13 protein-coding genes and 1 other RNA gene are annotated in these 22,971 nt (G+C 35.7%); 8 read left to right on the forward strand and 6 right to left on the reverse strand.

What is annotated here, in order from left to right:
• Positions 1 to 171: 171 nt before the first annotated feature.
• The 4 genes from A8L32_RS15690 to A8L32_RS15705 all read left to right on the forward strand — a co-directional run bounded on the left by A8L32_RS15690 (position 172) and on the right by A8L32_RS15705 (position 8,376).
• The gene (locus tag A8L32_RS15690; protein WP_158027254.1) at positions 172 to 4,308 is read left to right on the forward strand and encodes a hybrid sensor histidine kinase/response regulator transcription factor; all 4,137 of its coding nucleotides are present in this window, start codon (positions 172 to 174) and stop codon (positions 4,306 to 4,308) included.
• A gap of 69 nt (positions 4,309 to 4,377) precedes the next feature.
• On the forward strand, positions 4,378 to 5,115 hold the full coding sequence (locus A8L32_RS15695) for an NYN domain-containing protein (protein WP_066631740.1): 738 nt from the start codon (positions 4,378 to 4,380) through the stop codon (positions 5,113 to 5,115).
• Between the two features lie 131 nt (positions 5,116 to 5,246).
• The gene (locus A8L32_RS15700) at positions 5,247 to 6,212 is read left to right on the forward strand and encodes a PorP/SprF family type IX secretion system membrane protein (protein WP_066631741.1); all 966 of its coding nucleotides are present in this window, start codon (positions 5,247 to 5,249) and stop codon (positions 6,210 to 6,212) included.
• A gap of 7 nt (positions 6,213 to 6,219) precedes the next feature.
• Positions 6,220 to 8,376 (forward strand): T9SS type B sorting domain-containing protein, encoded by a 2,157-nt coding sequence (locus A8L32_RS15705; RefSeq protein WP_075590969.1) that lies wholly within the window; start codon positions 6,220 to 6,222, stop codon positions 8,374 to 8,376.
• Positions 8,377 to 8,434: 58 nt separating this feature from the next.
• Here the strand turns inward: A8L32_RS15705 and A8L32_RS15710 are convergent, their stop codons facing one another.
• Positions 8,435 to 9,133, reverse strand: coding sequence for a hypothetical protein (locus tag A8L32_RS15710; RefSeq protein ID WP_066631743.1), 699 nt, complete (start codon positions 9,131 to 9,133; stop codon positions 8,435 to 8,437).
• Between the two features lie 1,021 nt (positions 9,134 to 10,154).
• Between A8L32_RS15710 and A8L32_RS15720 the strand changes: the two genes are divergently transcribed.
• The 3 genes from A8L32_RS15720 to A8L32_RS15730 all read left to right on the forward strand — a co-directional run bounded on the left by A8L32_RS15720 (position 10,155) and on the right by A8L32_RS15730 (position 11,786).
• Positions 10,155 to 10,400, forward strand: a complete 246-nt coding sequence (locus tag A8L32_RS15720) for a hypothetical protein (protein WP_066631745.1) — start codon at positions 10,155 to 10,157, stop codon at positions 10,398 to 10,400.
• A 216-nt stretch (positions 10,401 to 10,616) separates the two neighbouring features.
• On the forward strand, positions 10,617 to 11,252 hold the full coding sequence (locus A8L32_RS15725) for a hypothetical protein (protein WP_066631747.1): 636 nt from the start codon (positions 10,617 to 10,619) through the stop codon (positions 11,250 to 11,252).
• A gap of 84 nt (positions 11,253 to 11,336) precedes the next feature.
• Positions 11,337 to 11,786 (forward strand): GNAT family N-acetyltransferase, encoded by a 450-nt coding sequence (locus tag A8L32_RS15730; RefSeq protein ID WP_066631749.1) that lies wholly within the window; start codon positions 11,337 to 11,339, stop codon positions 11,784 to 11,786.
• A gap of 127 nt (positions 11,787 to 11,913) precedes the next feature.
• Here the strand turns inward: A8L32_RS15730 and ssrA are convergent.
• Positions 11,914 to 12,312, reverse strand: a transfer-messenger RNA (tmRNA) gene (gene ssrA, locus A8L32_RS15735).
• Between the two features lie 360 nt (positions 12,313 to 12,672).
• On the opposite strand from ssrA, the gene A8L32_RS15740 reads away from it, so the two are divergent.
• Positions 12,673 to 13,896: an NAD(P)-dependent oxidoreductase gene (locus A8L32_RS15740; RefSeq protein ID WP_066631751.1), complete on the forward strand. Its 1,224-nt coding sequence runs from the start codon at positions 12,673 to 12,675 to the stop codon at positions 13,894 to 13,896.
• Positions 13,897 to 14,233: 337 nt separating this feature from the next.
• On the opposite strand, the gene A8L32_RS15745 is transcribed toward A8L32_RS15740, so the two are convergent.
• The 4 genes from A8L32_RS15745 to A8L32_RS15760 all read right to left on the reverse strand — a co-directional run bounded on the left by A8L32_RS15745 (position 14,234) and on the right by A8L32_RS15760 (position 22,746).
• Positions 14,234 to 14,929 (reverse strand): ABC transporter ATP-binding protein, encoded by a 696-nt coding sequence (locus A8L32_RS15745; protein WP_066631753.1) that lies wholly within the window; start codon positions 14,927 to 14,929, stop codon positions 14,234 to 14,236.
• Between the two features lie 26 nt (positions 14,930 to 14,955).
• Positions 14,956 to 16,428 carry a DUF5687 family protein gene (locus A8L32_RS15750; RefSeq protein WP_066631755.1) on the reverse strand — a complete coding sequence of 491 codons (1,473 nt, stop codon included), beginning with the start codon at positions 16,426 to 16,428 and terminating at the stop codon, positions 14,956 to 14,958.
• A gap of 492 nt (positions 16,429 to 16,920) precedes the next feature.
• Positions 16,921 to 18,609, reverse strand: a complete 1,689-nt coding sequence (locus tag A8L32_RS15755; protein ID WP_066631757.1) for a family 43 glycosylhydrolase — start codon at positions 18,607 to 18,609, stop codon at positions 16,921 to 16,923.
• Positions 18,610 to 18,720: 111 nt separating this feature from the next.
• Positions 18,721 to 22,746, reverse strand: a complete 4,026-nt coding sequence (locus A8L32_RS15760; protein WP_083631372.1) for a hybrid sensor histidine kinase/response regulator transcription factor — start codon at positions 22,744 to 22,746, stop codon at positions 18,721 to 18,723.
• Between the last annotated feature and the right edge of the window lie 225 nt (positions 22,747 to 22,971).

Consider the following 22,971-nt stretch of genomic DNA (forward strand, 5'->3'; position numbering starts at 1 on the left):
TTGTATCTTACCTACCTTTAAGGATATACTGAAATAAATTACATCCTTAAACAACAAATATTTATCTATGATATCTTTTTCCTTATTCAATAGTACGACTCGCGCATAAATTCCAACGATTTGTTTATTTTTAAACATTATTGAAGTATGCACACTAAATTTTATTGGTTTATGCGAAAACTCCTATATATATATATTCTCTTATTCGTGCTTACCCCTATACTTTGGGTGGCAGCAGGTAAACCCTTAAAGCCTTCGCAGCAATATTCGTTTATGGATGGCTTAAGTCATAATGGGGTGACCTGCATATTAGAAGATTCGAGAGCTTATTTATGGATAGGAACATATGATGGTTTAAATCGTTACGATGGTTATGAGTTTAAACATTATAAAAATACAGTTGACCAGCATATTTTAAGCAATAATCGTATTCGTTCTATTTATGAAGACAGTGACGGAAATATTTGGATAGGTACCGAGGATGGTTTATCGATATATGAAACGCAAAAGCAAAAAATACATGAATTATACTCTAATAAGCAAGTCAATCCTGAAGCCAAAGGTCCTATTGTCTTAAATATTATTGAGGATGCCGAAAATCAGCAGTATTTATGTGCTACAGAGGATGAAGGATTATTGATTTTTGATTCTGATAAGCATTTAGTAAAAAAGATTGATCCAGATCCGATTGTTTTGGGAGTAGAAAGTAAACTTAGCTTTTATGATATCCATATTTTAAAGCCTTCGCATTATCTTTTAGCGACTTCAGCAGGTACGTATTATTATAATTTAAAGCAGAACAAGTTTACATTTGTCACTGAAAAAATGGCTCGTTTTACGGGTTTTATTCAGTCGTTAAGCAAAGATCGGTTTATCACTAACCTAGATAATGGTATTGCTCAGGTTAAGGTTAAATGGGAGGATGATAAATATGTATTTCAGATAGAGCAAACGCTTTTAGAGGATTATTCATTTATCAGTGCCTCTATAGATAAGCAAAATAATTTGTGGTTAGGAACACTGAACACTGGAGCAATTCAAGTTACAAATGTAATTAATGGAGCTTTGCCCCAAAAGTCTGATTTTAATTATTTTAATGACGGCTCCAATGAGATGGATGTAACTACTATCTTTTCATCTGCTCAAATCGGTACTTGGCTATCGGCTACTTACGACAAAGGTATTTTTCGCTTCGAGAATAAAACGAATCCTTTTAAACACGCAAGTACGCAGCAAGGATCACTTTATGGACTACCTTCTAATAATATTATGAATGTAGTTAAGATGGATGAGCAGCGTGTATTTATCACCACCTTAAACAATGGAGTGGCTTTGTTTAATATGCAATCGCAGCTATTTGAGCCTTTACCTTTTGATATCAGTCCTTTTAAACCCGAAAAAATAAAATCGATTTACGTGGATTCAAAGAAGAATATTTGGATGCAAATTGGTTTTCAGGGCATGTTTGTATTAAATACTAAAAGCGGAAGGTTGCGTAAGATTCTTTCGAATAATGAGCATCGTTTTCTGGATTTTATGATTCGTACCTATGCCGAGGACAAACAGGGAAATGTATGGATGGGAAGTCGCAGTGGTGTTCATGTTATTAAAAGATATGGATCGGGTGCCTTAAAGAGTATTGATTACCTGAACGATTTGCAAGCCTTTAATAAAAAGAAACTGTCGGGGGTGCGTTGTATTTATAAGGACCCTTTACATGATTTTATTTGGATAGCTACTGCCTCGGATGGTTTATTTCGTTTAAAGATGAAGAACCGAGTGGCCTTGGATGAGCTTGTGGTAGATCAGTATGTGCGCGAGAAGGATAATAAATATTCTATTGCCAGTAACTTTGTGACTTCTATTGCCCGATTGCCTAATAACGATTTATGGTTGAGTACCGAACGTGGGGGCATTTGTAAAGTAATTCATAGCGATAAAGATCCGCAGTTTGTTACCTATTCCGAAAAACAAGGTTTGTCGAGCCATGTAGTCACAGGTTTTCAGCATGACGAGGATCAGAACTTATGGGTATCAACCAATACGGGACTGAATAAGTTTGATGTTAAAACACAAAAGTTTAGGAGTTATGGCGAAGAGGATGGTTTACCTTTTAATGCTTTTAAATATGGTTCGGCTCATATGAATCATAAAACTTTATTGTTTTTTGGTTTTGATGGCATCTGTTATTTTAATCCGGCCGATGTTCAAGATAACGTGCAAATGCCGCAGTTGGAGTTTGGTGATCTACGCTTATTCAATCAAACCGTGTTGCCGGATGATACGGTAGATAATCGTGTAATATTAGAAAGCCGTTTGATGGATGGTGGTGCGTTAAGCTTAAAACACAGCGAAAATGTATTTTCGATAGAGCTCAAATCTTTGCATTTTGCCAATGTAAAAAGTCATATGCTGCGTTATCAGCTTTTACCTATTAATAAGGATTGGATTGAGGTTCCTTCGGATCAGCGTTTTGTTACTTATAATGAATTGCGTCCAGGTAAATATACCTTTAGGGCCATGGCTTCTAACTCTTTTAATAAATGGTCGGAGGCCAAGGAGTTAAGCATAACCATTCTGCCTCCTTGGTGGAAAACCTCGTGGGCCTTGCTCTTATATGCCTTAATTATTGCTGTTATAGTATACGTAATTGTAGCCTTTCGCCTTAAGGTGCATTCGCTTAAGCATAGTTTAGAAATTGACCAATTAGAGATTGATAAGGTGAAGGAGGTAAATGCGGCTAAACTGCGTTATTTCTCCAATATATCACATGAGATTAAAACGCCGCTTACGCTGATTTCGGGCCCGGTGGAAAACCTGATTGGTCGTTTTCAGAATCATTCCGAAATTAAAGAAAAGCTGAATATCATTCAACGCCAGTCTAAAAAAATAACACAGCTGGTGGATCAGGTGCACGATTTTCAGCGTTCGGATGCCAATGAGTTGAAGTTGATGATATCTGAATTTAGTTTAGATAGATTTATCTATGACTTGGTGGCGGATTTTGAGTTTATGGCGCAAAGTAGCAATAAACAATTTGAGCTGGAAAAAGGAGAGAAGGAAATTTTTGTGGCTGCTGATAAAGATAAGCTGGAAAAGGTGTTGAATAACCTATTGAACAATGCTTTTAAATATAGTAGTCCTAAAGATACCATTATATTAAAGTACGAAGCCAAGGGTAAAGATGTATTGATGGAGGTGAGCGATACGGGCAGAGGTATTGATCAGGAAGATTTGCCGCATATATTCGAACGTTTTTATCAGAGTCGTAATAAAGAAACCCAATATATCGGCGGATCGGGTATTGGACTGGCCTTTAGCAAAAGGTTGGTGGAGATGCACTTTGGTTTTATTTCGGCGCAAAGCCAGTTGAATAAAGGTACTTCCATTAAGCTTAAACTGCCTATTGCCATTAAAGAAAAATCGGAACAGCAGCGTATTAAAGAGGAGGAAGTTTTATCGGCGGGTAACCTTGTTTTGCCCGAGATAGATAAAGAGGAGATGGGCATTGATATTAAGATGGATAGTGCTTTTAGTAACTTACGCATCTTTTTGGTGGAGGATAATACCGATATGCGTTTGTTTGTGGCGGGTACCTTAGAGAAGTATTTTACGGTAAGGAGTTTTACCAATGGTCAGGAATGTTTGGATGCACTGGAAAAGGAATGGCCCGATATTATAGTGAGTGATGTATTGATGCCTCAGCTCAATGGTTTTGAGCTTTGTAGGGCGGTAAAAAACGATATTAAGACCAGTCATATTCCTGTGATATTACTGACGGCATGTACTACCATTCATGATGAAATTAAAGGTTTAAAGGAAGGGGCTGATGCCTATATTAAAAAGCCTTTTAGCATGCAGCATCTGGTAACCAGTATCGAAACTTTAATGCAAGGGCGTAAAAAATTGCGTGAGCGTTTTCAAATGACTTTCCCTTTAACTTTAGATAGTGAAGAACAGGATGAAAGTGCGGATAAAAAATTCCTAGAAAAGCTGTATCATGTGATGTCGGAGAATTTGGATAATCCGCAACTGGATGTGAATTACTTGGCCAAAGCCATGCTGTTGAATCGTACCCACTTATACGAAAAGGTGAGGGCTATTTCTGATCAAACGCCATTTGAGTTTATTAAAAACTTCCGTATTACAAAGGCTGCACAATTACTGGCTCAGGATAGGATGACGGTAAACGAGGCCATTGTAATGACAGGCTTTAAAAGTCGTACTTCTTTTACCAATTTGTTTAAAGAAAAGTATGGTTTAACGCCTGGTAAATATGCCGAGCAAGCACGTAAAGAAGTGGAGTAAATAGTCATATGGAAAATAAGCATTATTTTTAGTTAAATATTTAAAACATAGTTTTTAAAATAGATAAGGATGAATATAAATTTAGCAGTACTAATTGATGGAGATAACATTCCTTCGGCACATGTAAAAGAGATGATGGAGGAAATTGCCAAATATGGAAATCCTACTATCAAAAGAATCTATGGCGATTGGACCAAACCCAATCTTGCAAAATGGAAAAATATGTTGTTGGAGAATGCCATAACACCCATTCAGCAATATGGCTATACCACAGGAAAAAATGCCACTGATTCGGCCATGATTATTGATGCGATGGATATTTTATATTCCGAAAAAGTAAATGGTTTTTGTTTGGTTTCTAGCGATAGCGACTTTACCCGATTAGCTACTCGCCTCAGAGAGGCTGGCATGCAGGTAATTGGAATAGGTGAAAAAAAGACACCGAATCCGTTTATTGTGGCTTGTGATAAGTTTATATATATCGAGATTTTAAAACGTAAATCCAAAGAAAAGGAATCTGAGGATGAGAAAGAACATGAGAAGGAATCAGTAGAAAAAATAACCCATCGAGAAATTAAATTAATATCTTCTACCATTACCGATTTGTCGGACGATGAAGGATGGGCCTTTTTAGGTGATGTAGGTAGCTTATTGCAAAAGAAACAACCTAACTTTGATCCTAGGAACTTTGGTTTTCAGAAGTTAACACCCCTAATAAAGTCGACCAAAAAATTTGAGATAGAACAACGAGAAAACCCCAAAAGCAGTAACAAACTTATATTTGTGAGGATTAAAAAAAGAGGGTAGGTGTATTGCATAATGAGGTGGTTTCTTTTATAGAAGGACTTATTTAACCAATCAAGTCCTTAAGTTGGTGTAATAATTGTTGTGGTTAAATAGATATTTATTATCTATGCAACAGAATTTACACCAAACCCATGCCTAAGAACTATTTATTAAACTTTTCCTTTTTGTTATTATTTACACTGTTTAGTGTAGATTCTCGGGGTCAGGAAAACACTATTTTCACTGACGATTATCTCGATCCTTTTATTACAAATCCAGCTTTTTCTGGAGTAGATGAGTATTTTAAAGCCCATTTATCTGCCAAAAAACGATGGGTTGGAATTCCTGATGCACCGGGTTCTGCTTTATTATCAACTAATTTTAGAATAGGCAAATATGATTTTTATAATCCCAATGGATTGGTTTATAAAGGTCCATTAAAACTTAGGGGCAGAATTGGAGTTGGGGCATCGTTATTTCAAGAAAACTATGGGCCTATTGGTAATACTGGTGGAATACTATCTTATGCTTATCACTTGCCCTTAAAACAAAAATCGAACCTCTCGTTTGGCTTATCGGTAATTTTACTCAATCAATCTTTAAAAACATCTGAATTACGCCCTGATGAGCCTGGCGATAGTTACTTATTTTCGGGTAATAATTCAAGTTTTAAAGCCAAAATTGGAGGCGGTGTTTTATACCGTAAAAAAGCTTTTTTTATTGGCTTATCAATGATGAAATACGTTTCGGATAATGCCAATATGTTGGTGGAAGTGACTGAGGATAACAGTTATTTTACTATGCTAGGATATAAGTTTAAAACCAATAAAAAAGGTTTTGTCCTGGAACCGTTATTGGCCGTAAAGAAGATAAACAACTCAAGTGTAATAATGGATGTTCATGCTAAATGTTACTTAGGTAAACATCAATGGTTTGCACTGTCCTACAGTACGCTCAATAACATGAATGTACGTTGTGCTTTTCGTTTATATCGCATGTTTTATTTTGGCTATAATTTTGCTTATGGATTGGGAGATGTAAAATCATATAATTATGGTTCGCATCAGGTTTCTTTAGGGATTAATTTAGGATTAAATGGCTTTGAATTTATTCAATAGGATTATAATGGTAAAAAGGGTATTTGTATGTATAGTATTATTGGGGATAAAGTCACTGATTGTGGCTCAGTCTAGTTATCTCATAAATCCATCTTTTGAAGGTGCTATTGGGCAGGGAATTGCGCCTAGGGGGTGGTTTTCTAATAACAATAACTCTTCTCCGGATACGCAACCTTACGACGTTCGCTTAAACCCTAGCGATGGAAATTCATTCATGGGACTAGTGATGCGTGGGCAAAACGACCCTGATCCTAAAAATGAAGATGCTTGCACTCAATTATTAAAACCTTTACTTAAAGGAAATAGATATTTATTTGCTGCAGACATAGCTCTTTCTACCTATATTTTTGATGTGTCTAATGGGGATACAATCAACTATGATAATCCATGCCAAATTAAAATTTCAGGCGGAAAAGATCAGTATTCTATGGATGAAGTATTATTGATTTCAGAATTGGCTACTGATTCTGTTTGGTACAGACATAATTATGTACTTGCACCGCAAATGGATACCTGTCATTTTATTAAGATAGAGATTTATCTAGATGTGATGAAAGCGGCTTATATTTTAATTGATAACCTAGCTTTGGAAGAGGTGGAGGGGATTTTTAAGGTTTGTCCTGGAGAACAAGGGGTGACTTATAATTTACCCCTTTTCTGCCATTCGGCTAATAGCTGGACTTATACAGGTAATGGAGCTGCTTTATATGCGCAAGGCGATATGCTTAAAATTGATTTTGACGATAGCGCGACCAGTGGGCAACTAGTTTTGAATAACACCTGTCCCAATACTATAAATAGGGTAGCCTTTGATATTGAGGTACCTCCTTCTATTAGGGATGCAGGACTCGTTATTGGTGATAGTTCGGTATGTGTTAACCAAAATGGCGTAATTTACGCTATCGATTCTATTAAATATGCCGATAGTTATACATGGGAATACTCAGGTACAGGCGTACAAATTGAAGGAAGTTCTAATAAAGTAGTATTGAATTTTAACCATGATGCCACCAGTGGTAATTTATGGGTTACCAGCCAGAATAAGTGTTTTAAAGGGCCACAATCGTTATTACATCCTATAAATATTGAGTCTTTGCCCGATAAACCAGAAATAATTTCAGGAGACTTAAACGTTTGTCCTGCAAGTACAGAACTAAGCTACATGGTACCCGCTCTCCAAAATTCAAATAAATACCAATGGGATTACACTGGAACAGGCGTAACGATTCATGGAGATAACAATCAGGTTAAACTAGATTTTGACTACAATGCAACGCATGGGCTATTAAGTGTGATGGGCGAAAACATGTGTGGCTTAGGAATACCTTCAGAACCTTTGTCCATTAATATTATTCCTTTGCCAGCTGATGCTAGTGAGATTATAGGTAAAGATGTGGTCTGTCCCAATGAAAATAGTGTATCTTTTTCTGTACCAAGCATACCCAATACAGATAATTATTTATGGGAATATGATGGACAAGGAGCTACTATTATTGGTGATGAGAATGCGGTGATGATTAACTTTTTGAGTCATGCATCTTCGGGTAATTTAATGGTTAGTGGTATCAATAGATGTGGTTCTGGAGGTCAAAGTTTAGCATTTCCCATCTATGTAAATCCGTATCCCGAAAAGGTAGGTGACATCAATGGTAAACAGGAGGTCTGTTATCAGGAAATGGGAGTAAACTACAGTGTTGAATTAATGGATAATACAATTAGTTATGAGTGGGCATATACTGACTCTGAAACCAAGGTATTAGGAACCAGCAATGGAGTAAGTATTGATTTTAATAAAGCTTCTTCTGATGGATTTTTAAGCGTTAAAGGAATTAATGGATGTGGAGCAGGGCCTGTATCTTCTTCATTTCCTATCTCTATTTTTTCATGTAATCATAGTGAGTTTGGCATTAATATTCCTAATTCTTTTACGCCTAATGGTGATGATATAAACGAATATTTTGTGATTAGAGGTATAACAGATGGTGCACAATTGATTATAGTAGATGGGCTGGGCAAAACAGTATACAAAGCTGATAGTTACAACAGCAATTGGAATGGGTATGATATGGATGGCGTACAATTACCAACCAATACTTACTGGTACTTTTTAACTTTATCTAATGCCAGTAAAGTTTTTAAAGGTTATGTGTATTTAAAACGCTAACAGATATTACACCTCCCAGATTTTTATATGCTGGGAGGGTTATAATAAATACACTAATTTATTCCTGATCATATTCCAGTTCTTCCATTTCATCGTTTTGTTCTTCTATGGCTTTCGAAGAACCATATATTACATAGTCGGTATAAAAGGCTTCATTATTACCTTTCCATATTAATTTACCTACTTCGCATAGTTCGCTAATAAAAGTATATAACTCATTGGCCAGCTGGGTACGTTTTACCTTTTTTTCGCGTCGTTCCGAAACGGCAGTCGATTGCATATCAATGGCATCATCCAGTTTTTCGCGACTTTGCATTAAACTATCTAGTGTTTTTTGGCTAATTAAACGCTTGCTTAGTTGTTGCAATAGGGGCTGAGCCGTGGTGTTTATATGCAATACATATTGTACCAACTCATTATCCTTTAGTGAGTTTAGTTTACTAAAATTAAACAGGCTATACTCTATCGAATTGGCTCCAAGGGCCAGTTTACTTCGGTTTCTAAAGTCACTGATGTTGGTTTCTAAATCCTGACGAATCTGATTTTTATTGTCCGTGGCCATCCTTTGCAGTCCCGCATAATAATCATCCGATAATAATGACTTTAAAAACTCCGTTTTGCCTTCTATTTGGCTGATAGCTTCGCCATTGTAACCATAACTTTTAAACTCGTTTTCATCGCGCTTATACGAAATAACCAGTTTGTCTGCTCTTTGATTTAACTCGGCAATGGTAAAATTAAAATTTAACGCTCTCATTTTGTTGTGTTTTAAATGAATACTAAAAAATAAGAATATGCTTTATTGCTAGCTTAACTATACTTTTAAAGCATGAACGGTGGGAGTAAAGCAAAGAATGTACCATAAGTTTAGTAGGCATATGTTAATGTTTTATAAATCAATGTGTATGATGATTTTAGTGGGTGTTTTGTATGGAGTTGTTTATGCCTAAAAGCATGTATGATGAGTTATTATTGTATGAATTTATACCTATGTTGGGGATACAGTGTATTTGTATTCCTCAACAATAGCTATAAAACGCTTTAAGTATTGCTTATAAACGGAGCTTATTTAGTTGTACTATTCAGATATGGCTATTGTTATAAAATTTGCTTACTTGGCTTTGGTGACTTGAGCTTTAAAAGTATTTAAATGGCCTTTGTAAACTATATTTACCGGGCAATAATATCGCCCAAACTGGAAACTATATGTCCCAATATGGCCAATACACATCCCAAGTTGGCAAGTATGCTATACAAATTGGCAATAATTAGTCCCAACAAAACATTAATAATAACCCAAATAGGAAAATACTCTGTACAAATGGGTAATTATAACTCCCAACATGGCAAGTGTACCGCCCATATAAAAAATGAATATAACCCAAGGTGGTAATAATGATATACAAGGAGTGTAAATCATCCCAATCGCACATAAGTATTACATTCTGAAAGAAATAATACTAAAAAAATCCATTCTACCCATGGTAGCATCTCACTTTGACGATGCCCTAAATAAGAGCTTAAATACGAAGTTTAGTCATTTATTAACTAAGCAAATAATATTTTTGTAGTCACTCGGTTTAAAGGATAATGTATTACTATTGTTATTATGTTATAAAGTAGAAATTTTGTATCTCTGTAGTCGTAAATGTAAAATACTATGATGTTTCTATTACGCCATATGCTGGCAATAGAGACCATAAATGATAGACATAATGAAAATAGGAGCTATATAGGTGCTTTTATTTATTAGTTGTAGGTAATTTAGAAAACCGACCATGATTAAATTCAGCCTGATATTTTTAAGTGATAAAGTGCTTTTAAGCAAAAAAGAGTATGAGGATTGGAGAGAGATACAGGATTGTTTTTTTAATTACAAAGCATCTGTTGATTTTGAGACACTTGAAGAAGTAAAAGAGTACATAATGATTGATTACAAAGTTAGTGAGGACAAAGCATTACAGGAAATTTATAAACTAATTAAATCTTTAAAAATAGAAGTTGAAATTCTCACTGATATATAATAAATTATTAAAATGGCTATTCGAAAAGAAATAACGAAGGATAATGAGCTCTATTTATGGATGAATGAAGAAATCACAGTGTACAATAATAAATTAAGGGCCTAAACTGGCAGCATTTTTTGGGGAGTTTAGATTTTAAATTAGGTCACGCCCCCTTATTAGTAACGTTGTAAGCAATTTATCAAGTCGCATAAAACACTTTTTATAGGAAACTAAATGAGCAAAGAAGTATTTATCATTCTCATAATTGTATTAGGACTTCAAGGATGCAAAGAACAAGAGGATTCATACAGTGTTTATGATGATGTTTTGCTAGAAGTTATCGGAACAGGTAGTTATCACATCCCGTTTAATAGTATCTTTCAATACGACTCTATAACACAACGAAAACTGTGGGGTGAATATGTTGAATCAAAAAATAGACCTGTTGAAAAGAGACGTTTGTTTTTAGAAGTAAGTAGCTCGCTAGATGTTCATCCTTGGGATATTTCTGACTTGACAAATTTGTACGTAGAAGTTTCGTTATGCGATAGTATTTTAATATCAACACTTGTTGCTCCAACTAAAAAGAAGGAGGTAATGGACTTTAAAAAGATGTCAGTGATTGGAAGGTATGAATTATATCCACAAAATCGCGAGTTAGGTTTACGAACCTTTATTAAAAACAATGACGATAAATATAGAGATGTGGGTTTTATTGCAATTTCGAAAGTAGCATTTACAGATGATTATCAGAAAGGATGTTTTCTTTTTACAATGATTGACCCAGGAGGACATGGACATCGACCTAGGTTAATTTTTGTCGAAAAAGGAATAGGTAAGTGGAAGATACTAAAAGAAATGAGTATGTAAAAAACTGCTTACAATAATAAAAAAATAAGGTGGAGAGTATCGAAAGATATAGGTTTCATTAAAATATTTTAAAACTAGGATAAAATGCCAAAACTGCTTCGTACGGATTCAACACATCCAGATTTTATATCACTCGTAAAAGAGCTAGATGCAGATTTAGCCATAAGAGATGGTGAAGACCATGCTTTTTATGCGCAATACAATAAAATAGATAGTTTAAAATATGTGGTAATAGCATACCATAATGATATTCCGCTGGCATGCGGTGCCATTAAAGAGTATGAGCCTAATACAATGGAGGTAAAACGCATGTATACTAGCCCACAAAGCAGGGGCAAGGGCTTAGCATCTCTGGTACTTGCCGAGTTAGAAAAATGGGCGCAAGAACTATCCTACAAAAAGTGCATACTCGAAACAGGCATCAAACAACCCGAAGCCATTGCTTTATACACCAAAAATAACTTTCAAAGTATCCCCAATTATGGGCAATATACAGAGGTAAAGGATAGCCGATGTTTTGAGAAGGTGCTTTAAAAAAGTATTAAGAAAATAATATATATACCTCCCAAGTTTTAAAAAAATATGAGAGGTGAATGTTTTAAAAAGTAATGGTATACAAACAAAAAATCCACTTCGTTTCGGAAGTGGATTTTTTGTTTCTTGGTGGAGATGCAGGGTTTCGAACCCTGGTCCAGTCAAGGAAGCCATATGCTTTCTACATGCTTAGCTTTGACTTGATTTTCGAATAATAGCAGGATCAAAGCCACCCACTATTACCTTATCTTCTTTATTTAAGCAACAACCCGAAGTTTGCTATCGCCGGTTCTCGATTTTCCAGCATCTCTAATTTAAGCCGCCTCAAGAAAATAGCACTTAAGAGATGTCTTGTTTCAGTATCTAATACCGAATAATGCTTAATCTACTATACTTCGATTATGCTGCAAGAGCGTAATTATTTTCGCCTTGTAAAAAGTTGAAACCCGAGATTTAAGAGCCGGAATCCCTGAGCTCTGCATGCTTACACACCACTTTCACCTGCTGTCGAATCCAAGTCATCCCCGTGGTATTTAAGGATGGCAAATATAGAAAAAAAAGCCCAGTATAAAAGCCTTGTAGCTATATATAATGTAGGGTTTTCTATTTTCATGTTTTGGTTTTTTTTGTGATGTAATTAATGTGGATGTCCTTAAGGTTTGTTTGATAAGGCTTTCTGTTTAAACCTACCAGACTGATCAATTATAGTTTAACCATAAATTATATAGTCAAATTAAAAAAACATAAGCAATTTTAATTAATTGTATCATTCGCATTAAGCTAATATTGACTATTCAATTAATTGCGCTGGGTTTGTTATTATTTAATCAATTTGCACAGGGTATGAAAAAAAAGTGGTAATTTATCAACGAAAACTATTACTACAATGACTTCGGAATTTAACATAGGTATTTTACGCGAAACACAAATTAATCCTGATGCAAGAACGGCATTAACGCCTCATGGAGCTGCCCAGTTGCTGCAAGACAATAAGGCTTTAAATATATATGTGCAGCCTTCGGATGATAGGGCTTTTGCAGATGAAGAATATGCCGAAGTAGGCTGTGTTTTAATGGCAGATCTTTCGCATTGTGATGTATTGTTAGGCGTAAAAGAGGTAGCTAAAGAAAGTCTGATAGAAGGTAAGCAATATATGTTTTTTTCGCATACGGCAAAAAAGCAGATGCATAACCAAGCCTTATTACAAACCATATTAGATAAGAAAATTACCCTGATAGATTATGAGTATCTCTACGCCAGTAAAAAGAACAGAATAGCGGCTTTTGGATATTATGCGGGACTAGCAGGGGCATACAATACCATGCGAGCCTATGGTTTAAAGTATAAGCGTTTTAATTTGCTTTCGCTACATGAAATAAAGAGCCAAAAGCAAATGATGAAGGAGCTCAAAAAAAAGGTGGTAGGCAGGCAGGATAAGATATTAATTACAGGAAAGGGGCGTGTTAGTAAAGGTATTGAAGAGGTGATGCAAACCTGCGGTATTTTTAAAGTAGAGCAGGAGGACTTTTTAACTCAACGTTATAACGACCCCGTGTATTACGTGGCTAGTCCCTTAGATTACGCCAAGCACAAAGATGATATCCCTTTTACTTTTAAAGATTACAGAACAAGACCTCGGGACTTTGTGAGCAACTTTAATCGCTTTGCGCAAGTAACCGACATATTAATTACCGGACATTATTGGGATACCAAATCGCCCAAGTTTTTTAACATCGAAGATATTAGCGCCGATAATTTTAATATTAAACTGATTGGAGATATCACTTGCGATGTAGATGGTTCGGTTCCAACTACTCAAAAAACATGCACGATAGAAGAATCGTACTATGATATTATTCCCGCTACCCAACAGGTAGAGAAAGCGTTTTCTGCAGAAAACAACATCACCGTAATGGCAGTAGATAAACTACCTAGTGCCATCCCTAAAGAAGCTTCGGAGTTTTTCTCGGAGCAGCTTGTTAATCATGTACTAGGCTACTTTTGGATGGGTGATTACAACAAAGTATTAAAGAAAGCTACGATTGCCAAGAATGGTAAAATTAAAAAGCGCTTTAATTATTTGAGAAGCTTTGTGCAGGAAAAGTTGTAAATAAGTCAAAAGTTCAAGTTGAAAGGTGAGTTAGGAGGCTGGAGAAGGGAAACCGGAGAAGGAAACAATACTTTAAAGTGCTGCAAAATTTAAAGGTATTGGTAGACTATTCCAAAGGAAACTTATTGTAAATGATTTGAGTAACTGCTGTTTTAACTTATGACAGACTGTAACAGTTAAAAGTATCAACTTGAAAGATGAAAGTGTGGGAGAAACATTTTCGGAGGCGAGAGAAGGGAATTCCTCTCTTACAAAGAGCTAAAAGCTATTGGCCAATAGCAAATAGTATCGGTTTGTACCAGTTACTATTGACCATTTAACTAATTAAAGCAAAAAGTTATACCGCAAAATAATCCTCCAGCTTACCCATGGTTTCATCCGATGTAATTACATCATCAATGACCTTTCCTTTTTCCAGAATAACGATACGGTTACATAATTCGGCCACATGGTTTAAATCATGACTGGATATTAACACCGAACTATTGTTTTCTTTGGAAAAATCGCGTAAGATATGGCGCAAACGGTATTGCGAAGTAGGGTCGAGGTTACTGAAAGGTTCATCTAAAATTACTATTTGAGGTTTGCCAATTAAAGCACCTATCACCCCAATTTTTTGCTGATTACCTTTAGATAGACTACGGATATATTTTTGTTTCCCATCCAACTCGCCATTAAAGAATTCCTCAAACTGGCCAATAAAGGTCTGAACCTCGTCAGGAGATATGTTTTTAAGCTTCCCTATCATCTCAAAATACTCCTTTGGCGTTAGGTAGCCAATCAAAAACTTCTCGTCTAAATAAGCCGAAGTATACATTTTCCAATCTTCCGACTCATTTACTTTAGTTTGGTTATTCTCAATATAACCATCTGATAAGCGAACTAAATCTAAAATAGCAGAAAACATGGTGGTTTTACCAGCACCGTTATTACCAACTAGTCCAAATATTTCGCCTTTGTTAATGGTTAATGTATCAATATCTAGTACGGTATTTTCTCCGTATTTTTTTACTGTATGATAAAGTGTAATCATGATTGTATAGTTTATAAGTGAATGGTTTATTGTTTGTAAGCAAATAACATGCGGTGCTTATTATCCTGATAGCGTTTCATAACTTTATCCATAATAAGACCATGAAAAATAATGCCCAATACACCTATCATGGTAAATATGGCATAAGCCCAGTTAGCTCCAATAAAGGCATTTAAAACAGCAAATAGGATGATTGGAGGCAGTATGATAATAAAGCTCATAACCCATTGCGAAGCACCCGTTCCCTGGTAGTTCATAAAAGAACCACGTGACAGGTCAATGGGTTTTGAACTGTACGAACCCATCCAAAGCACTATATGACTCGTAAAACCAATATTAAATATGGCCATTACTGCGTTTACCATGAGTATTTTAGCTCCATACATTAAATATATGGTAGAAAATATATAGGCCAAAATGGTGGTTGCAATAAACAAGAAATACTGGGTATTCAACATTTCCTTTAAACCAAAATTACGGGTATTGATGAAAGAATAATACTGGGCGTGCCAAGCTGGTGTAAACTGACCATAACTAATGCTAAAGCTTCCTGTTACAAATAGTCCAACCAAAACCAACATAAAATCCTTGCTTAAGTTTTGAGGACTTCCGTAGACAATAAAACCATAACACAATAAAAATATAACACTAAAAAGCGCGGTTTTAGGTCTTTTATTGCGGGTAATCATTTTTAGCTCCAGTGCCAAATAAGTTCCCATTTGTCCAAACTTATTGGTCCAGTCAAAACTATAGGTAGATTGTTCTTTCTCGGTAGGTAATATACCTGAGTCGAGATACAGGCTTTCGGTAATACTTTTAATATTGATTAAATATAAGGGTACGCAAGTCACCAAAGGAATAATGGCTAAAAAGGGCTTTTCAAGCACCAATAATAAATAGTTTCCAAACCATTCGGCCACAGGTAATATTTCAAAATAAGAAATAACAAATACAATAATACCTATCACATACAATATCATGATGGTACGTTGCTTCGAAGGGGCCGAACGCTTTACCAAAATAGCCGTCAAATGGTCGATGAGCACAAAGCCCAGTAAATTAATGACCCAAGCACTCACGCTTATGGCGGTAAATTGCTTAGACAGCACCGTAAAGGCAAAAGGAAGCACTATAAACCAGGGTGTAAGATTCAGGAACGAAATAAAAGACTTATTCACCACATATTGTGCAATTTTACGTTTTTTAAACGGCAAGGATAACAGTGGTATGGTATCTACAACAGGCAACGATTGCACCAGTTGACGCATTAACGCGCTAATTAAAAAATATCCCCATACAAATTGATTGAATAAGATAACAGGATCGGCACTGGGAAAAAACTGTTTAAAAATGCTGGGGATGTTAAACCCAACGGTAAGTAATACTGCCGAAAGGTACACCGAAAAGAAGATGACTACAGCTTTGATTCCTACACTCTGCTGCCAATGCGCAGAACGATAAAAGGATTTACGGTTCAGGCTATAAAGTAAAGAGGCCATTTGATTAAAAGATTAAAGTTCATAATAGTTTGTTCGTTTTTAGTAGTTGGGTATTAGTTTAAATTACCAACTGCTTTACACAAGTAGAAGAATGCATAGCCCAATAGGCTTTACCATCCAACCATTAAAAAAAAGACAAACGTATTATTGTGGTTATTGCTACAAATATAAAAGATTATAGCAATTAATCATATCTATCTCATGATAAAAGGTATATATGACTTTTAGTAGTCATCTCAATCAAGCTCCAGATACCATATATTAAAGCTAGGCATTTCATCTCTAAAGCCCTTATTTACTTCGCCATAAGTGCAAACAAATCGCAATTTGCGATTATTCAATCTTGTTTTTATACTTATTGACAAGGTCGAGTGATAAATGAGGTTTCATATTTAATATACCTTCATAAAACTCTTAATTTCACTAGTCAGGTATAAAGATCAATGCTAATTATAAACAGTACACCCTCCCTATATTTCTAATAACTAACACCTATTTTGTAATCCCATTTTCATTAAAAGCTTCAATCTCGAAGTAATACTCCTGATTGGCATTTAAACTTCTAATAGTGACTGTTGTATCTGCATATACTAAGTAGTTATGATATAACTTATCAGGATGACTACCAAAACTGATATTATAACCTGTTGCTCCAGCAGATTTATCCCAACTTAAGGTAACAGATCTGCGGTCTGTTTTATTTCTTACTGTAGTAAAGTTGGTGACTTGGGTGGGCAATTGCCCCTGACCTTTACCAAACACACGAAAACCACAGATAGCAATATTTCCGCTAGGTACATGTATGTTTTTTATCCGTATGTAACGATAATTGACTTTCTGTGGAAGCTGAATATAATCATGAGAATTATCCGTTTGATTATTGGATTTATCCACAATAGTATGCCATGTTTTTGAATCATTAGAAGCTTCAATAATATACTGATACTTTAAATTAGGTTGGCGACCATATATTTTAGTATTATGCTCTGCAAAGTTTACCTGCAAAGCATAAATGTCATAGTTCTCCGTCAGGTCCATCATCATCCATTCATCCGGGTTATTCGTGGCTGCCGACCAATAAGTTCTTATTTCTTCATCATTGACATTAGGAGCCGTATACTCGGATAATTCCGAAGAAACCTGAACAGGTTTTTGGTAGGATAGAAGCATCCACCCTGGAAATAAATCATCAAAATTATCTACTTTATTATTGGGAATAATGATGGGGTAATCGCCATATTTAGTGGTGGAATGCATAATACCATCTTTATCCCAGAAGGCAGGATAAAAGCCTATGCGGCGCTCAAAAATATGCTTGACTGAAATAGAAATAGTACCCAGATGCCAATAATTACCATAGGCATCAGCAATCGTGCTTCCATGTCCAGCACCACAGGCAAAACCTTCTGGTTTGTATGCAAAGGGATTATGTGCCGCCAAAGTAAAAGGTCCCAAAGGATCATTGGCTACATAAACACCATCAGAGTAGGATTTTTCGCGGGTGCCCGGAGCAGAGTATTGCAAATAATATTTACCCTGATGTTTATTCACCCAACAGCCCTCTAACCAAGGCGCATTATCATATTCGGTATTGTAATCACCACGAACTTCCCATCCATATTCTGCTGGATTTTGATGAATGACTTCCTGTGTTTCTCCGCGCAAGGAAAAACTATTCATATCTATTTCGGAAGCATATAAAGGGCGCACATTGCTGCATCCCCAATACAAATATAGCTGGTTATTGTCCTGATAGAAAAATGGATCTTCAACGGCAAAATCAAGGGTATCATTACTTATCCAGTGGCCACTTAATGGGTCGGCCGTTTTATATATTTTATTGTTCTTTTTAGAGGATACAGCCATAAAAATAGTATCGCGTAATACGATGGCAGTTGGGGCGTAGTCCTCAGTCGGAATCTCATTATTTTCAATAAAGTTCCAAGTCGCTAAATCCAGCGAATGCCAATAGCCACCCGATTTGGAAGCAAATAGATAATAAGCCCCTTTAAACTCAATCACGGTGGGATCCGCTGCTTCTCTTCGCGATGGTTCCTCTGGACGAAATCGATAACTCAAATTCATCGGATTACAAACAGTTTTAAACTCCTGTTGCACAGGATTTGTTTGAGGAGAACAGGCTGCAAGAATAGCCAAGGATAATATCAATAAGTATTTCATCTATATCTGTTTTGGATGGTCATATGAAACTCCCAAAATATAATCAGCTCCTTGTGTGAGAGTTTTTATCATGGTCGTTTTAGGTAATTTTTTTAGTATCTGATTAGGTTATTATTCACTAGCTACTTCATTGCTACAGTACTTAGATGGTGATACACCAAAGTGTTGCCTAAAGCAACGACTAAAATACCTAGGTGTGCTAAAACCAACCGAATAGGCCACTTCAGAGATATTCATTTCTTCATTGTTTTCTAACAATAATTCAGCAGCTTTTTTCAAGCGTACAGATAGAATAAAATCATTGGGTGTTTGTCCCGTCACTCCTTTTAGTTTGGTGTATAAACGTGTCCTTCCCAAATTCATCTCTTTGGCAAAATCTTGTACATCAAACTCTGTATTGTCCATATTTTTTTCAACAATACGACGAGCCTGAGTTAACAATTTTTCATCGATAGAATTGGTCGTTACATCCTTGATCTTGATTTTAGGGTTTTGTTTGAATTTCTCCTGCATCAAAACACGGTTGTGAATAATATTTTTGACTCTGGCTTTTAATATTTTGGTATTGAAAGGTTTGGTGATATAATCATCAGCTCCCGTTTCTAAACCATCAATTTTGTAATCAACCGAAGCTCTAGCTGTTAGTAAGATGATAGGAATATGGCTGGTTTGAAAATTGCGTTTTAAAGTAGAACACATTTCGGTACCCGACATATTTGGCATCATTACATCCGAAATAATTAAATCGGGTTGTTTATCAATGGCCATATTTAAACCTTCCTTACCGTCATTCGCCATCATTAAATGATAGCTAGGACTCAAAATCTCTTTTAATAATTCCTGTACCTCTAGGTTATCTTCCACAAGTAATATTTGAGGGGCATTTTTAGAAGCTTTAGCTTCTTTCTCCTCCAATTCGGCATACAATTGAGAATGTTGATTAGAGCTTAACTCGATAGCTTCACTAGCTTCATTTAAATCCAGGTCTTTAAAATGGCGATTTCCTTTTAACAGACGAACCGTAAAACAAGTACCTTTATCCAGCTGACTATCTACCAGTATTTCGCCATGATGCTCTAAAATAATACTTTTGCATAAAGCCAAACCAATACCTGTACTTGCTCCTTTAGTAGGCGCTTGCATATTATCTATTTGATAATACATATCAAATATCTTTTGCGTTTCATCCTGTGTCATACCCGTACCGTTGTCTTCCACCAAAACATCCACATGGTTGGCTGCTTCATTTACCTTAACAGATATATTACCAATGCCATCTTTTACGATTTTCAATGCATTAGAAATAAGGTTGTAAAATACTTTTTCCATTTGTGAGGCATCCATCCAAATAGCCAAATTATGCGATGGTTCCTGGTAATGAAAGTTAACCTTATGACGATGTGCAAAGCCTGTAAACGATTGATATACCTTCTGCATTAAATCGTTCAGTTTAACCTCATGCACTTTTAACTTTAGGTGACCGTGTTCCAGTTTTCTAAAATCAAGTAATTCGGTAATTAAGTTATTTAGTCGAACTGCATTATGGTAGGTTTTAGAAAGCTTATTGTAATTTTCTGGTCTGGTTTTACTATCCTCCATAATAGATTCCAAGGTTCCTGTAATCAACGTAAGCGGTGTTCTGAATTCGTGCGAAATATTGGTAAAGAAATTCAGTTTGCTTTGGTTCAGACTTTTTATTTGTTCTTTTTCACGCTGTTCCGCTTTAATTTTATCGACCAAACCTACACGGGCGCGATACATTTTATTTAACCAAATAAAACCAGCAATAATCACAAACACATAAAAGGCAATGGCATACCACGAGCGATAAAGGGGAGGAGTAACTATAATGGTGATAGATTTCTCATCGATCACTTTATTTTCTATACTGCTGATACCTCTCAGTTTTAAAACGTAGGTGCCTGGATTTAAATTTGTGTAGGTCACCGAGTTTTTACCCACATCTTTAATCCATTCGTCACTAAAATTCTCCAGCTTATATTCAAAGGAGTTTTTATTGGTAGATATGTAGTTGTTGGCAGAATAATTAATGGTAAAAACGTTATGCCCAGGCTTTAACCTGATGGCTTGTGTATATGGTAAATCCTGACTTAATACCTCCGTGTCGTCCAATGGCTTAACCTTATTATTATTCACGTATAGCTCATTAAACATGACGTTAAACTGATTGCTTCGGGTTAACATTCTACTTTCGTTAAACGATATTAATCCGTTAATACCACCCACAAATATTTCGCCATCGCTGGTTAAATACAAGGAGGCCAGGTTTATTTCGCTTAAAGGAAAACCATTTTGCTGGGAATAATTATAAATAACATTTGAACTCACATCAAATCTTGATAGACCTTTAGAAGTAGCTATCCACAAACTACCAAAATTGGATTCTTTTATACCTTGAATAAAATCGCTGGGCAAACCATTACTAGCCATATTATAATTGCTAAAGCTATTCTCTTCGCGATTATACAGGTTAAGGCCACCACCTTGTGTACCAATCCAAAGCCTAAAATGATGATCCTCATAGATGCATGAAATATTATTGGCACTTATAGAATGTATATTACTCGAATTAAAAACATACTCCTGTACTTCTCCCGATTCTTTATCGTAGGAATAAAGACCTTGACTTTCGGTACCCACCCATAACTTACCAAAGCTATCTTCATTTAAACAATGAATGCCTATTTTATTGAGGCCATATACATCTTCACCTTTGATAAAATGGGTAAAATGCTCTGTTTCAGGATTAAACAAAACCAAACCTTTTTGAGTTGCCAATAAATATTTATCGTAATAGGCAATCACATCATTCACCACATCCGAAGGTATGGATAAGGAATCATCTGGATTATGCTGATATGATTTAATATGACCGTTAGCGGTATTTAATATATTTAGCCCTCCATGATGCGTGCCAATCAGCAAGGATTTATTCTGTAAAAATAGCGCCTTTACATTGTTATGCGATAACCCTTTAGTGCCTGTTTGATGTGCGTAATGTGTAAAAGAATCGTGGGTTCTATCATAATAGTCTACACCGCCACCTTCGGTTGCTATCCAAAGGTTTTTCTGGTCATCTTCAATCATTTCTCCAATTACCTCAAAACCAGTTCCATTTTTATTTTTAGCACTTAGTACGTCGTAACGCTTGTATAAATCAAATTCGGAGTTAAAATAACTGATACCGCCAAAATAAGTACCTAACCACATACTACCTTGCTTGTCTTTAACAATGCTATATACACTATTGTGCGATAAGGCGTTCGAATCGAATTTGTTAGATTGATAATGTTGTACTTCATTTTGGTTTTGATTAATGACGCTAAGTCCTAAAAATGTTCCAACCCAAATGTTGCCGTTGGTATCTTCGTTAATATCACGAACTACATCATTAACCAATGGGTTTGAAGTATTGGATTTATGATAATGCCTGACTACCTCATGATCATGATTCAGCAAGTAAACACCATCATTTAATGTGCCTACCCAAATTTGCTTTTTACTATCCGTATAGGTACAGCTGGTTCTTTTATTCAGTAATTTTTTCGAGATATCCCGCTCAGGGTAATACGCATATAAACCTTGCTCACTACAAATCCATAAAATACCCGATTTATCGGAGTACAATTTATTGATAGATACATCATGATTGATGATATCATCATATTTAGTTATTTTCTGATTTTGTGAATTTAAATGGTATAAGCCTTCTGTAGAACCAATCAGAATTTCGTCTCGGTATTTAATAATTGATTTAAAGCCTTGACCCGCAAAACGTTTAAACTTTAACGTTTTAATATTAAGACGAGAGATACCCGTTTTTGAGGCAATCCATACAAATTCATTGTCTGTATATACATACGTAATAAAATGCCCTAATAATGAGGTAGAATCTCCTCTTATTGGGCGATAGGTATTGATATGAGTGCCATCGTACATATTTAAGCCATCACGCGTTCCTATCCACATTCGGCCTATGCTATCTTGGGTTATACTAGTAACCGAATTCTGAGAAAGTCCTTCGTTAACCCCTAAATATTCAAAAGCCATATTTTGTGCCGGAAGGATACAAACCGATATTAGAAAAAGGATAATGGTTATTCTTGTTTTTCGCATTTATCAATACTTTATAATTGTATTACACTACTCATCGTTTAATGGAAGAATCGTGTTAAATTAAACCTTTACAAAGAAAGGTTGTAATGTATTTACTTAGGGGTAAAAATGTACGGAACAGAGCACCGAATGTACATGGCGGCAATATGGACTACCTCAAAATCCCTTTATACAGACCGCTTTATACAAATTGAACGATTTTTGCTTTCATTCATATTATGATGC

This window comes from Labilibacter marinus, from assembly GCF_001659685.2.
Taxonomy (GTDB): domain Bacteria; phylum Bacteroidota; class Bacteroidia; order Bacteroidales; family Marinilabiliaceae; genus Saccharicrinis; species Saccharicrinis marinus.

Excerpts from the sequence above, each read along its gene's own strand:
- A8L32_RS15710 (WP_066631743.1), bottom strand. The coding sequence starts at position 9,133 with ATGAGAGCGTTAAATTTTAATTTTACCATTGCCGAGTTAAATCAAAGA.
- A8L32_RS15760 (WP_083631372.1), bottom strand. The coding sequence starts at position 22,746 with ATGCGAAAAACAAGAATAACCATTATCCTTTTTCTAATATCGGTTTGT.
- A8L32_RS15690 (WP_158027254.1), top strand. The coding sequence starts at position 172 with ATGCGAAAACTCCTATATATATATATTCTCTTATTCGTGCTTACCCCT.
- A8L32_RS15720 (WP_066631745.1), top strand. The coding sequence starts at position 10,155 with ATGATTAAATTCAGCCTGATATTTTTAAGTGATAAAGTGCTTTTAAGC.
- A8L32_RS15750 (WP_066631755.1), bottom strand. The coding sequence starts at position 16,428 with ATGGCCTCTTTACTTTATAGCCTGAACCGTAAATCCTTTTATCGTTCT.
- A8L32_RS15745 (WP_066631753.1), bottom strand. The coding sequence starts at position 14,929 with ATGATTACACTTTATCATACAGTAAAAAAATACGGAGAAAATACCGTA.
- A8L32_RS15705 (WP_075590969.1), top strand. The coding sequence starts at position 6,220 with ATGGTAAAAAGGGTATTTGTATGTATAGTATTATTGGGGATAAAGTCA.
- A8L32_RS15700 (WP_066631741.1), top strand. The coding sequence starts at position 5,247 with ATGCCTAAGAACTATTTATTAAACTTTTCCTTTTTGTTATTATTTACA.
- A8L32_RS15695 (WP_066631740.1), top strand. The coding sequence starts at position 4,378 with ATGAATATAAATTTAGCAGTACTAATTGATGGAGATAACATTCCTTCG.
- A8L32_RS15740 (WP_066631751.1), top strand. The coding sequence starts at position 12,673 with ATGACTTCGGAATTTAACATAGGTATTTTACGCGAAACACAAATTAAT.
- A8L32_RS15725 (WP_066631747.1), top strand. The coding sequence starts at position 10,617 with ATGAGCAAAGAAGTATTTATCATTCTCATAATTGTATTAGGACTTCAA.
- A8L32_RS15730 (WP_066631749.1), top strand. The coding sequence starts at position 11,337 with ATGCCAAAACTGCTTCGTACGGATTCAACACATCCAGATTTTATATCA.
- A8L32_RS15755 (WP_066631757.1), bottom strand. The coding sequence starts at position 18,609 with ATGAAATACTTATTGATATTATCCTTGGCTATTCTTGCAGCCTGTTCT.